The sequence below is a fragment of the Mesorhizobium sp. B2-9-1 genome (assembly GCF_006439455.1).
In the GTDB taxonomy this organism is placed as follows: Bacteria; Pseudomonadota; Alphaproteobacteria; order Rhizobiales; family Rhizobiaceae; genus Mesorhizobium.
The window spans coordinates 40,866-54,142 of record NZ_VFTP01000020.1 but is presented as its reverse complement, the minus strand read 5'-3'; the positions used below and the strand labels follow the sequence as shown (position 1 = coordinate 54,142).

Here is a 13,277-nt window from a genome sequence, read left to right as displayed (position 1 = left end):
GTCAGGCGGAAATGCCGCCCTTGCCGAGGCTGACGTTGATGGTGAATTTCGACCCAGGCGATACCGACTTGGTCGTGCGCCAGTTGCGTCCGCCGGGTTCGCGGATCAGCGCGACGAAGCCGAGCGCCGTCGCGTTCGGTTCGACCGTGATGGTCTTGGCCGCCGTCTTACCCGGAGCGACCGAGATCGCGTCCGATCCGATGAGGTCGGCGCCCAGCGCCGAGCCGGCATCGCCCTGCAGCGCGAAATAATCGGCCGAGTTGAACTTGCCTGTGCTGGCAAGCCGCATCACCAGCACGGTCACCGGCCTGTCGCCGCCGCCAGGTCCCGGATTCATGCCGGCGCCACCGGTCACGTTGAGCGAGATGACGGATGGTTTCGGCGGGCCGCTCTGGCAAGCCGCAAGCAGCCCCGTCGCGCCGATGGCGACGATGAATTCACGTCTGTCGATCATGTCCCTACTCCTCTTCATATGCATCCCTGAAATCTGCGCCGATCTCGCCCAGGAAGCTCGATTCCGCGCTCTGGGCGATGTCGCGATGGCGTTTCTGGTAAAGCTCCCACAGCTTGGCATTGCGCCCGCCGGCAAGCAGATTGCCGATCGCGGAATTGGACTTGAGCTCTTCCTCGATCGTGGCCGGATCGAAGCGGTCGATCATGCGCCGCAGCGCCGCCTGCACGCCGCGCCAGGCGCGCACGTGGTGCTGCGCGAGGTCCTTCACCGCGTCGCCGATCGCCGCCTCGCCGGAGAGAAAGCCGGGGCTGCGTTCCGCGATGATGGTGACGATGACATCCTCGACCGTCGGCAGGAATTTGAGCGGGTTGACCTCGGAGGCGCCGACCATGGTCTGGGCGACACGCGCGCTGCCCTTTTCCTCGGCGCGCTTGCGCAGGAGCTGCATCAGGCCGTCGAGCATCAGCCTGTATTCGCGCCCGAACTTCTCCATTTCGGCGATCGCGTCGCGTCCGGGAAAGTCGGCCTCCTCGACGCCGATGCCGCGCAGGAACGCGGCGCGCAACGCCATGTCGCTGGGCGCCGGTTGCGTCGGACGCGACGGTTTGGAAGCGGGACGCGGCGGCGCAGCGGGTTCGGCCCGCACCGGCGTCTCCCATGGGCGGGCGGCCTGCGGCTTCTCGGCGGCCTTTTCGACGCGGCCAGCTGGATCGGCACTGTTGCCGGAAGCGGGCATCGCGGCTGGCCCGAAGCTGAAATCGTCGAAGCCGGACGGTTTCGCCGCGGGTTCGGGCATATCGCTGCGCAACGGCATGTTGCCGAAGCCGAACGGATCCGACCTGCCGACGGCAGGCTCGTCGTTCGAGGCCGGCGTCGCCACCGGATCGAGGCTGAACGGGTCGTCGAAGGCGGGCGAGCTGCGCTGATTGGAAGCGCGATCGTAAGCCCCCGGCACAGGCTGCTCGAACGGATCGGGCAATCCGGCCGGGCGCGGCCGCTGCGGCTTTTCCTCGACCTTGGCCGAGAAGAAGCCGTCGCCGCCGATGCTGGCTGGCGTCCGCGATTGTGGCGACGGCCATGCCGGCGCGGCATTGGCGATCGGCGCCTGGCCGATCGAGGTGTGGCCGGCGCTGGGTTGAACCTCGACATGGAGCACATAGTCGCCCATGCGCAGCCGCATGCCGCTTTGCAGGCGCGTCGACCTGCCGGTGCCGAGCGGGCTGTCGGAATCGTCGATGAACAATCCGCTGCTCGACGTGTCGGTGACGTAATAGCCGTCGCGGCCGCCGCTGATCTTGCAATGCGCGCGCGAGACGAACATGTCCGGATCGTCGATCTGCCAACCGGCATCGGCGCTGCGGCCGATCACCAGTTCGCCCTCGTCCAGCCGGGCCTGCCTGACCGCCTGCGAGCGCGGGCCTTGTTCCAGGGTCAGCAGCAGGCTCATCAGGCTGCCTCCGCCATGTCCGGCCGCCAGCCGACGATGGTGCGCAGCCTGAGATCGTCGGCGTCGCCCTTTTCGGCAGGGCGCGAAAGCCAGGAGGTCCGGCCGAGCTGGATGGTTCCCATTTTCGGCGAAGGCACGGCGTCGCGCGCGAGCACGATGCGCAGATCGACGTCAAGCGCTTCGCCGATCATGTCGCGCACTGCCTTCTTCAACAGGCCAAGGCGCCGTTCTCCGGGCAGGAACGATTTGAAGTCGTCGAGGCTCAGCGGGCCGACGCGCAATTCGATCCGGCTCTGTCGGCTGAAGACGCGCGGGCCGATCGTTGCGCCGCCGCCGAGCGCCGCATAGGCCTTGCCGACGCGGCTCTGCAGCGCCGCCGGAATGGTGATCCAGGCGGCGACGAATTCCTTTATCTCAACCGGCACCTTGAAGGCGGTGGCCAGAAAAAGCGTCAGCCGCTCCGCGCCGTCGACCTGGTTGGCCAGCGACCCGGCCTGGCGCAGCCGCACCGTATCGAGCTCGGGATCCTGCGTGCCGGGAAGGCCGATGCCGGCCATGGCTTCGAGCATGGCGCGCACGCGCCCGCCGACCGAACGTTCGATCTGCACCGCCGGATGCGCATCGGCCCAGGCGCGGTAGTAGAGCGCGATCATGCGATGCTGCAGGATGTTGACAAAATCGACGAAGGTCGTGTCGCTGGTCTGCTCGGCGTCGGCGCCGGTGAACCAGCGCTGCGACAGCCGGTCGAGCACCCAGCGCGTCAGATGCAGCGGCATCGGCCCTTCCGGCCCGAGCAGGCCAAGATTGGCGACGGTCACCCGCGCCGGCACCTTTTCGCTAGCATCCTGGAATTTGATCACGTCCCTGGCCGAGAAGCTCAGCCGCACATGCTGGCCGAGCCTTGCCGGCTCGCGGTCGGCGGTTCCGGAATGACCGAACAGTCCGCGCCGCTGCTCCAGACGGCGCAGCAGCTCGAAGAAGTCGAAGCTCTCCGACAGCGCGTCGGCTTCGGCTGGGGCCGGCTGCGCTAGATCAGGTAGCGATTGCCGGGCGTCATCGGCCATGGCACATCCTCCTGCTTCTGCAGCAGCCGCGTACGCGTCCGCACGAAACCGTTTATCCCGGCGTGGCGGGCAAACAGCCGCGCAAGCAGGGCTGAAAGCAGCAGCGTGCTTTGCCCCGCCAGCACCGACTGGTCGACATGCAGCGTGACTTCGGTGCCGCGACCGAAACACATCGGTCCGTCGATCTTGAGCCGCTCGATCACCGGGCGCGAGTCGATGCGGGTGATCGAATGCACGTTGCGGGCAAGGCTAGGATCGCCGCGATCAGCATAGAGGTCGAGCAAGGCATGCAGCGGATCGACGCCGCGGCCTTCCTTGGCGAGGCTGAGGAAATTGAGCGAGAGCTGCGCCACCAGCCGCCAGGCGAGATTGTCGGCGCGGGATTCGCCTTCGGCACCGGCCGGCAGCGCCGCCGGGATCGCCGGCTGCGGCGGCCGCAGCGCGCCGAGCAGCCGCACTGCTTCCACCGGGTCGGCGGTCTCCAGCGTCAGCGACGGCGTATCGTCCAGGATCGGCAGGTCGCGGTTGGTACAGAGCGCCATCACGTCGAGTCGCTTGAGCGCCCGGTTGGGCACGCTTCCCGTCGGGCGCGAGACCGCGATAAAGACGTCGTCGCCCGTGTAGGAGGTGCGGGTCAGGCCGTCGCGCCGCTCATCCTCAGTGGGCCGCCGCGGGCGCCGCTCGGTCGAATAGACCCAGCCGCTGCCGCGGTTCTGCCCCAGGCTGAACAATTCAGGAATGATTGCCTCGCTGCCTTCCGCGTCGGCATCTTCCACGCGGGTGACCCGGAATATCTCGAAGTCGCGCGCCCGCGTGCGGTCGGCGTGCAGCACCTGGCGCGTCCGGCGCGGATCGATCTCGATGACGTTGCACTCGCGTTCGAACAGATTGATGATCGGCGTTGCGAACAGCTCGAAATCGGCCACCGCCACATCGGCGAGCTCCGGCACCGGACGTCGGAACAGGAAGATGATCTCCATTCCCCCGTCGCATTTGCGCACCACCGGCTGCAGGCCGGCGACGCGCACATAGTGGAAGCGCTCGGGGATCATGAAATATTCGCGCAGCAGCCGGTATCCCTCGAAGGTCGGCCGCGTGCGCGGCATCAGCGCTTCATCGTCGTGGATCCCGACCATTTCTGGCTCGTGCAGCGCGGTGAGCGGATTGGTCTTGCCTTCCGCCCGCGCGCCGACGGCCGAACAGGCGCCGAAGATCGCGTCGAAGATGAGCGGCGCCTTGGCGCGCCCGGCGAAATAGAGATCGAGGCGGTCGAGCGACAATTCACCGAGCTTGCCCTTTCCGGTCCGGGTAAGCGCGATGCGGAACGCCGCTTCGCCGCGCACGCCGCCGACCGGCGCGATGCCGGCGGCGGCCAGCGCGCTGCGGTCTTGGAAATAGCTGACCGAATTGATCGCGATCGGCCACAACGTGACCTCTTGCGCGGTGGTGAAGGTCGAGCGCGTCGAGAGCCCAGGATGCAGGCCGGAAACCAGCCGCGTGCCGCGCGCCACGGCATGGCCGGCGATCATCGACTGCACCTGCTGTCCAGGTTTCAGCACGGCCATCGCCGTCGCCGGCGCCGGCGTCACAAGGTCGGGATAGAGCACGTCGAGCACGGCGCGCGTGAAGCGCGAACGCTCCGCGTCGACCTTGAGCCGCGTGCGTGCCGCCAGGAAGGCCACGCCGTCGAGCAGCCGTTCGACATAGGGGTCCGGGCAGGGGACGGTGTCGAGGGAAAGATTGCGGGCCACCGCCGGATGCATGTCGGCGAATTCCGCGGCCAGCGCGCGGATATGGGTCAGTTCCTCTTCGTAATACTCCACGAAGACCCGATCCATCTCAGGTCTCCCGGAATTCGGTTCGCGCCAGGCCGTTGTCGAGATTGATCGTGGTGCGCAGCCGCATGCGTTCCGGCGTCGGCGTCATGATCAGCACCGCGTCGATCTCGATCTTGAGACCGACGGTCTTGTCGCCGAGCGTGACATTCACGGTCGTCGCGCTTTCCCTGAGACGCGGCTCGAAGGTGGCCAGCACCGCGCGGATCTCGCGCGCTAAAGTATCGCGGTCGAAATCCCGCGACGAACGGCCCGAAAAGGACGGCACGCCGTAATTGACGACGCTGCGGCGCACTTCCGGAAAGTCGGCGAGCGGCGGCAATTCGTCCAAAGGCTGTTCATGCTCGGCATCGGAAAGCATCGGGACGGACTCGAAACGCTCGGTGTTGAACAGGGCCTCGATGTCGCGCCGGACCGCTTCCCTGAGCACGCGCGCCGACACCACTACGCCGCGGCTTTCGATCTCGGTGCGGTGCTCGGTCTGGAAGACCAGCCTGTGCAGTCGCCGCTTCTGCTCGGATGTCAACTCGGCATCGGCATCAATGGCGCGCGCGCTGCCGGCAAGAAGAGCCTCGACGCGCTCGGCGCCGAGTTCTTCGTCCAGCAGGCGGCGCAGCCCGTCGATTTCCGACGTCAGCCCGGGCAGATCGTTGACGAGGCGGTCCCAGAGGGAGGGCTGGACCGCCTCGCGTTTTGCCCGCGAGCTGCCCGCGAGCTGCGCTTTCGAGCCAGGCCGCTTGGCCTCACTTGCCGACATAGACGTCCATTTCGATCTCGTCGTCCTTGTCGTAGACGAATTTGATCTTCTTGTAGGCGAAGCTGACTTCTTCCTCGATCAGGTCCGCCTCGTCGCGGGCCTGCCGCATGTCGTATTCCATGATCGAGGCGTCGGTGAGCGTGACCACCAGATAGTCGCTGGTCTCGCCGTCGATGGTGCGGCGCGCCGAAAACACCACCTCGTCGAGCGCCTTGTTCTCGAACAGCGCCTTTTTCAGGTAGGGCGACGACTTGTCGTAATGCTTGAAGAATTTGATCATTCCCATCGACACGCGGCCGCGCCGCGACAGCGAATTGGGGTCGTAAGGCGCGATCATCTTGTAGTCGACGCCATGAATCTCGATTTCGTCTTCATGGCCGTCGCGCTTGCTAGGGCCCTTGATGTCCGGGACTTTCAGGAAGCCGTCGATCTTCATCGAAGGCGCATCGGTTCTTTCTGGCATTGTCTTTCTCCACCGCTACGAAACAAGATGACTTTGCTTGCGATTTCAGCCCTTCACTGACGGCAATTCCGACACCAGCCGGAGCGAGGCATTGATGCCTTCCAGCTGGTAGTGCGGACGCAGGTAGAAACGGGCATTGTAGTAACCGGGCCGGCCCTCGACGCTGTCGACCTGGACCTCGGCCGCAGCGAGCGGGCGCTTGGCGCGCGCCTTGTCGTCGGCGAAGGCTGGATTGGCCAGCACGTACCGGTTGATCCATTCGGTCAACCAGATCTGCATGTCGGTGCGTTCCTTGAACGAGCCGATCTTGTCGCGCGCGATCGCCTTCAGGTAATGCGCGAAGCGCGACACCGGGAAGAGGTAGGGCAGGTTGGCGCTCAGCCGTTCGTTCGACTGGGCGTCGGGGTCGACCAGGCGCCCGGCGCGCGTCTCGTCGTCCTGCAGCGAATGAGCGCCGATGAAGGCCGCCAGGTCGGTATTCTTGCGGTGCAGGATCGGCATCAGGCCGAGCTTGGCCAGTTCCGCCTCGCGCCGGTCGTCGATGGCGACCTCGGTCGGGCATTTCATTGCGATCGAGCCGTCGTCTGTCGGGAAGGCGTGCACCGGCAGGTTGAGCACCGTGCCGCCGTTCTCGACGCCGCGGATCTGCGTGCCCCAGCCATAGAGCTTGTGGCTGCGGTTGATGTTGACGCCCATCGGAAAGGCGGCATTCATCCAGACATATTTGTTGTGGTCGCCGCCCACCTCTTCCTCGAAGGTGAAGCCTTTCACCGGAACGGTTTCGGAGCCGTAGGGCAGGCGTGCCAGCACGCGCGGCATGGTGAGCCCGATATAGCGGGCGTCCTCGCTCTCGCGCAGCGACTGCCATGAGGCATAGGCCGGGTTGTTCACGATCATCTGCAGGTCTTGCGGGTTCGGCAGTTCCTGCCAGCTGTCCATGCGGAACAGCCGCGGCGAGGCGGCGGCGATGAACGGCGTGTGCGCGGACGCGCACACGCCGGAGATGTTGCGCAGCAGGCCGACGTCGCGCGGGTGGTTCGAGAACTCGTAGGCGCCGATGATGCAGCCGATCGGCTCGCCGCCCAGCATCGAATACTCGTCCGTGTAGACTTTCTTGAAGATCGGGCTCTGGTCCCACATCTGGCCTTCATAATCCTCGAGCGTGTCGGCCAGCTGCTCCTTGGAGATGTTCATCACCCGGATCTTCAGCTTGGTATCGGTCTCGGTGTTGTTGATCAGGTACCAGAGACCGCGCCACGTGCCTTCCATCTCGCGCACTTCCGGCGCATGCAGGATCTCGTTGACCTGCGTCGTCAGCATCTTGTCGATGCCGGCGATCAGCGACTTGATCGACTTGATCGCATTGGAAGAGATGGTTGTGGTCTCGGAGCGCGACTGTGCGGCCAAAGCCAGGTTGCGCACCAGTTGCTGCAGCTTCTCGCTGTCGTCCTTCTTGACCTTGAAGTCCTTTTCCAGAAGTCCGCTGAATTCGCCAAGATCTATGGCTTCCGCCTCGGCGGTGGCGGCTGCGGTCTTTTGCTGTTCGGCCATGACTTACTCCTCGCCCTTGCCGTCATCCATCGCCTGGCTGGCGATCTTGCTCAGCAGCGGCTCGTTGTTCAAAAGCTGCGCGATGCGCTTCTCCGCGTCGACCCGGCCGTCCATGAAGCCGAGCAGCTCCTCGAGCTGACGGCGCATCTTCAGGATCTCGGCCAGTTGCGGGACTTGCTCGGCGATCTTGTCCGGCGCGAAATCCCCCATCTTGGAGAAGGTGAGATCGACCATGAGTTCTTCATCCCGCTCCTGGCCCTCGGCCTGCGGCAGGGTGTTCTTCACCCGCGCCTTCACGCGCGGCCCCATCGCCTCCATGAATTTCGGGAAGCGATTGGCGTCGGTTTCGACGAAGTTGCGGTCAAGCACCGACTTCGACGCTTCCTTGGTCTGCGAAGCGCCCGCAAGGTCGGCCATCACGGCCATGACGAACGGCAGTTCGATCGTCGTCGGGCTGCCGTACGTTTCGACGTCGTAGGCGATCTGCACGCGCGGCGCGCGGTTTCTTTCGATGACCTTCGCTTTGCTCTCTGCTGGCATGCTTTTCTACCTTTCATCCTTCTGGGCCGGCTTCTTGGGATCGGGAACGCCGGCAAGCAGCCGGAACTCCTTCAGCCCCGACGGGGCGAGATCTTCCATCAGTTCCACGAAATCCATGTGCACCATCCGGCGCACGCGCCGCGCCAGATGCGGAATGGGGCTGGATGGTTCGGTGCGGTCGTAGAAGGCGACCACGAGGTCGAGGCATTTGACGACCTCGTCACGCGAGTTGATCCGGTCCGGCAGACCGGCGCCCGCGTCCACAGGGCTTGCCACACTTGCCATCGTCTCGGCTCCATGACCGTTGCGGGCGGGCATTGCTGGTTCCGCCGCCGCCTGCGGAGCGGCCTTCGCGGCGCCATTCGCCGTGGCGCCGGCACCGGAATTCCGCTCCAGCGTCGTCAGCAAACGCTGCAGGAACTTCTTCAATTCCGGGACCGTGGCGCCATGGCCGTCGATGCGGGCATTGAGCGCGGCGTCCACCGCGTCGAGGGCGGCGATCGCGGCCCGCGCGTCGGCGAGCAGCGACGTCATCACATCCGCTGCTTGATCGATTTGCGCCGCGCATCCGGTCCGCACGCGGTTCAACAGCTGATTGTGGGCGCTCGTCAGCGCCGCCTTTTCGGCGGTCCCAAGGCCGGAGGCTGCTTCCTGGAGCATGACGCGTTCGTCGAGCGCAGCCTGTTCGAGGTCCCGGCCGCTGATCGGTCCGATCGCGCGCGGGGAGAAGAAGGCCATCTGCCTGAGGTTCGCCAGCAAGCCTTCCTGGCCGTTCTGCAGATCGAGCAGCGCGTTGATGCGCCGCAAGGCAGCATCGCGCGGCGGCGCGTTCGCCCGTAATGCCGGATGCATCGTGTCCCAATGCTGGTCGAACGTCTTGGCGATCAACGTCAGGCCCTGGGCGAGGCCGGCCAGCCCTTCCTCGTTGGCCAAGGCCCGCGTGACGATAACCAGCAGGCGCAGGTCCCGGCCGCGGGCGCGCAACTCTTCGGCCCTTTCGAGCACCGCCGCCCAGTCGACCGGACTGGATTGCGAAGTGGGCTTGCTGTTGCCGTCATGGACAACTTTGAGCTGAGGCTCGGCCAGGCGCTCCAGCTCATGAAAGGCCGGGTCGTTGCGCAAGTCCTCTCCCGACGGATTCTCACCGTTCAGAGGATTCAGCCAGAGTGCGAGATCAATCACACCAACCCCCAGCCAGCGGCCCTGAGACCCCTATGTGACGTAACGTTATCACCGGCCTCATGCGACGACAATTGAGCAACTGCGCAAAAACTAACGGAAGCTAAACGCCACCGTTTTTTCTTCGGCCAAACCCATTGCGCGATTGCCGGACCCGGTATGTGAAATGGCTCGCATAGCCTGAAGAGCAATCGTGTTTGTTGGCCACGAGTTTGCAAGGCTTGTGTAACCGGGCGGTGCCGCCCGGATGGATTCAAAAAACCTTATCCGGCATGCGGCTTTGTCAAGCAGCCGCTTATATGGCAGGGTACGGTCGGCAGGTTGCGGGAGCAGGTTCGATGGAACAGCGCCGGTCATCGCAGAGCTTCAAGCGTAAGGAACTGGTCGCCAAGCTGAACGCCACCGGGGTGCGCGCCTTCAAGGCCGCGGCCGACACGGCCAAGCTGCGCGGCAATCCTTATGTCGAGCTTGTCCATTTCATCCAGCAACTGGTGCTGTCGGAGCGCTCGGATGTACAGATGATCGTCGCCGACGCCGGACTCGATGCCAGCCGGCTGACGGCCGACATGACCCGTGCCATCGACAAGCTGCCCTACGGCGCCACCTCGGTGGAGGAATTTTCCGACCACATCTTCCACGCCATCCAGGAAGGATGGAATCTTGCGACGCTGGAGTTCGGCGTCGAGGAAGTGCGCAGCGCCCATATCCTGCTTGCCTGCCTGAAGACGCCGGTGCTGGAGGGCCTGGTCTCCAAGATCAGCGCCGAATTCGACAAGATCGACGCCGATGGGGTCATCTCCCGCTTCGCCGATGTCACCGAAGGCTCGCTCGAGGCCGGCTCACCGCCCGCCGAGCGCGCTGCCGAGACACCGATGAAGCGCGGTCCGGGCGGAGATTCGGCGCTGGCGAAATACGCCACCGACCTCACCCAGCGCGCCCGCGACGGCAAGATCGACCCTGTCGTCGGCCGCGACCCGGAAATCAGGCAGATCGTCGATATCCTGATGCGCCGTCGGCAAAACAACCCGATCCTGACTGGCGAGGCCGGCGTCGGCAAGACCGCGGTCGTCGAGGGTTTTGCGCTGCGCATCGCCCAGGGCGACGTGCCGCCGACACTGCAGAATGTCAGCGTGCGCATGCTCGATGTCGGGCTGATGCAGGCCGGCGCCAGCGTCAAGGGCGAATTCGAGAAGCGGCTGAAGGCGGTCATCGACGAGGTCCAGGCCTCAGAGGTGCCGATCATCCTGTTCATCGACGAGGCGCATACGCTGATCGGCGCTGGCGGCGCGGCCGGGACCGGCGATGCCGCCAATCTCTTGAAACCGGCATTGGCGCGCGGCGAGCTTCGCACCATCGCGGCCACGACCTGGGCTGAGTACAAGCAGCATATCGAGAAGGACCCGGCGCTCACCCGCCGTTTCCAGGTGGTCAAGATCGACGAGCCGTCGGAAGCGGTGGCCGTGCTGATGCTGCGCGGCGTCGCCGGCGTGCTGGAGCAGCACCACAAGGTGCAGATCCTGGACGAGGCGATCGAGGCGGCGGTCTCGCTGTCGCACCGCTACATCCCGGCTAGGCAATTGCCGGACAAGGCGGTCAGCCTGCTCGATACCGCCTGCGCGCGCGTCGCGGTTTCGCAGCATGCGACGCCGGCCGAGGTCGAGGACATCCTGCGCCGCCGCCAGGCGCTGGAGGTCGAGAGCGGCATCATCGGCCGCGAGGCCGCGATCGGCATCGACGTCGCCGACCGGCAGGCCCGTGTCGACGCCGGGCTGGCGGAAACCGCGACCGCTTTGGCCGCTGCCCAGGCGCGCTGGGACCGGGAAAAGGCCTTGGTGGCCGAGATACTCGACCTGCGCGCAAAATTGCGCGGCGAGGGCGTGCCGCTCGATGCGGCGCCGGACGAAGGGGCCGCTGCGGAGGCAGAGAGCGCGGAGGGCGCGGCGAAGGCGCCAGAGCAAAGGGCTCCCGAGAGCAAGATTGGCGACGGCAAGGCTGCCGAGACCAAGAAGGCCGAGGCCACGAACGCCAAGGCTGCGAAGGCCGAAGCAGTGTCCGCCGAGCCGGCGGACGAAGCCGCTGCCAACCTGGCGCGGCTGCGCGAACTGATGGCCGAGCTTGCCGCGGCGCAGGGGGAGACACCGCTCATCCTGCCCTCGGTCGACCGCAATGCGGTCGCCGCCGTGGTACAGGACTGGACCGGCATCCCGACCGGACGCATGCTGTCCAGCCAGACAGAAAAGGCGCTCAGGCTCGCCGCGACCCTGTCCGAGCGCGTGGTCGGTCAGGATCACGCCATGGAGATGATCGCCAGGCGTGTGCAGACCAGCCGCGCCGGGCTCGGCGCGCCGGAAAAACCGGTCGGCGTGTTCCTGCTTTGCGGCCCCTCCGGCGTCGGCAAGACCGAGACCGCGCTGGCGCTTGCCGAGACGCTCTATGGCGGCGAACAGAACCTGATCTCGATCAACATGTCGGAGTTCCAGGAAGCGCATACGGTCTCGACGCTCAAGGGCGCGCCGCCCGGCTATGTCGGCTACGGCAAGGGCGGCATCCTGACCGAGGCGGTGCGCAGGAAACCCTATTCGGTGATCCTGCTCGACGAGGTCGAGAAGGCGCATCCCGACGTGCACGAGATATTCTTCCAGGTCTTCGACAAGGGCATGATGGACGACAGCGAAGGCCGCCGCATCGACTTCAAGAACACGCTGATCCTGCTCACCTCGAATGTCGGATCCGACGTCATCATGGATCGCACGAAGAACGGCACGGTGCGCACCGGCATCGACGATCTCGACACCGCGCTGCGCGCCCCGCTGCTGAAGGTCTTCCCGGCCGCCTTCCTCGGCCGCGTCGTCACGATACCCTATTACCCGTTGTCGGATTCCATGATCGAGGCGATCGCCCGGCATCAGTTCGGCAAGATCGCCAAGCGCCTCAAGGACACCAATGACGCCGAGCTGGTGATCGGCGATGGCGTCATGGACCTGGTCAAGGCGCGCTGCACGGAGATCGAGTCCGGCGGCCGCATGATCGACGCCATCCTCACCAACACGCTGCTGCCGGAACTCAGCCGCGGCGTGCTCAACCGCTCGCTCGAGGGCAAGAAGATGGCGAAAGTCATCGTCGGCGCGTCGGCGGAAGGATTTACCTACTCGTTCGAATAGGCCTTCATGGCGAGGGAAGCCGCCGTTGCGTGACCGGATGGTCGATGCCTCGCGCCGCCGGGCTGGGAGCCTGCTTGCCAACTTAAAGGCGTCTTGTTCTGCGCCACTCCTCATACTCTGCGCGGGCATCGTCGTGCAGCGGATAGTAGCGTTGCAAGGGAGCGCCCTGCATCAGCTTCTCCCGTGAAAACTCTTCCCAATCGTGATGCTTCTGGGCCTCTTCGATGACCTTGGCGGCCATTGCGACGGGAACCACGACCGCGCCGTCATCGTCGGCGACGATGATGTCGCCGGGGATCACCGTGACGCCGCCGCAGGCAATCGGAACATTGACCGCGTTGGGATAGATGCTGGTCTGCACGTGATAGTTTGGCGTCCAGCCGCGCAGCCATAGCGGCAGATCGAGCTTTTCGACATTGGGCCGATCGCGCATGCATCCATCGATGACGATGCCCGCGCCGCCTCTGCCCTTGAAATAGGTGGACATCATATCGCCGAAGACGCCCGAGCTCATGTCGCCGCGGGCGTCGACCACGACCACGTCGCCTTCCTGCGCATGGTAGAGCACATGCCGGTGCAGTTGCGTCTCGGGATCGGTATATTCTCCCTCGTCGAACAGGTCCGGCCGTTGCGGCAGGAATTGCAGCGTCAGCGCCGGCCCGACGATCGACTTGCCATGGTTCTGTGCCACCGGGCCGACCATGTGCGGACTGCGGAAGCCCATATGGCCGAGCGTGCCGGCAACCGTCGCGGCGCCGATCTCTTTCAGCGCGTCGATCAGGTCCTTGGGCGGACGCGTGATGTCGGGAATATGCGTCATTGTCGA

General features: G+C 65.4%; 11 protein-coding genes. 1 reads left to right on the top strand and 10 read right to left on the bottom strand.

The window, feature by feature from the left end:
• Position 1 precedes the first annotated feature (1 nt).
• The 9 genes from tssJ to tssA form a co-directional block, all read right to left on the bottom strand.
• The gene (gene tssJ, locus FJW05_RS24255; RefSeq protein ID WP_140636313.1) at positions 2–454 is read right to left on the bottom strand and encodes a type VI secretion system lipoprotein TssJ; all 453 of its coding nucleotides are present in this window, start codon (positions 452–454) and stop codon (positions 2–4) included.
• Between the two features lie 4 nt (positions 455–458).
• Entirely contained in the window at positions 459–1,901 is a 1,443-nt protein-coding gene (gene tagH, locus FJW05_RS24250; RefSeq protein ID WP_140636311.1) for a type VI secretion system-associated FHA domain protein TagH, read from the bottom strand.
• Positions 1,901–2,965, bottom strand: coding sequence for a type VI secretion system baseplate subunit TssG (gene tssG, locus FJW05_RS24245; RefSeq protein WP_140636309.1), 1,065 nt, complete (start codon positions 2,963–2,965; stop codon positions 1,901–1,903). The genes tagH and tssG overlap by 1 nt, the downstream gene beginning before the upstream one ends.
• Positions 2,929–4,803, bottom strand: a complete 1,875-nt coding sequence (gene tssF, locus FJW05_RS24240; RefSeq protein ID WP_140636307.1) for a type VI secretion system baseplate subunit TssF — start codon at positions 4,801–4,803, stop codon at positions 2,929–2,931. Before tssF ends, tssG begins: the two co-directional genes overlap by 37 nt.
• Before the next feature lies 1 nt (position 4,804).
• Entirely contained in the window at positions 4,805–5,557 is a 753-nt protein-coding gene (gene tssE, locus FJW05_RS24235; RefSeq protein ID WP_140636305.1) for a type VI secretion system baseplate subunit TssE, read from the bottom strand.
• On the bottom strand, positions 5,544–5,993 hold the full coding sequence (locus tag FJW05_RS24230; protein WP_164772067.1) for an Hcp family type VI secretion system effector: 450 nt from the start codon (positions 5,991–5,993) through the stop codon (positions 5,544–5,546). The genes tssE and FJW05_RS24230 overlap by 14 nt, the downstream gene beginning before the upstream one ends.
• A 72-nt stretch (positions 5,994–6,065) precedes the next feature.
• Complete coding sequence (gene tssC / locus FJW05_RS24225) at positions 6,066–7,571, bottom strand: type VI secretion system contractile sheath large subunit (protein WP_140636303.1); 1,506 nt, start codon at positions 7,569–7,571, stop codon at positions 6,066–6,068.
• A gap of 3 nt (positions 7,572–7,574) precedes the next feature.
• Positions 7,575–8,111, bottom strand: a complete 537-nt coding sequence (tssB, locus tag FJW05_RS24220) for a type VI secretion system contractile sheath small subunit (protein ID WP_140542130.1) — start codon at positions 8,109–8,111, stop codon at positions 7,575–7,577.
• Between the two features lie 6 nt (positions 8,112–8,117).
• Positions 8,118–9,293, bottom strand: coding sequence for a type VI secretion system protein TssA (gene tssA, locus FJW05_RS24215; RefSeq protein ID WP_140542129.1), 1,176 nt, complete (start codon positions 9,291–9,293; stop codon positions 8,118–8,120).
• A 335-nt stretch (positions 9,294–9,628) separates the two neighbouring features.
• Between tssA and tssH the strand changes: the two genes are divergently transcribed.
• On the top strand, positions 9,629–12,451 hold the full coding sequence (gene tssH, locus FJW05_RS24210) for a type VI secretion system ATPase TssH (protein ID WP_140636301.1): 2,823 nt from the start codon (positions 9,629–9,631) through the stop codon (positions 12,449–12,451).
• 82 nt (positions 12,452–12,533) lie between these two features.
• Here the strand turns inward: tssH and FJW05_RS24205 are convergent, their stop codons facing one another.
• Positions 12,534–13,271, bottom strand: a complete 738-nt coding sequence (locus FJW05_RS24205) for a ribonuclease activity regulator RraA (RefSeq protein ID WP_140636299.1) — start codon at positions 13,269–13,271, stop codon at positions 12,534–12,536.
• Between the last annotated feature and the right edge of the window lie 6 nt (positions 13,272–13,277).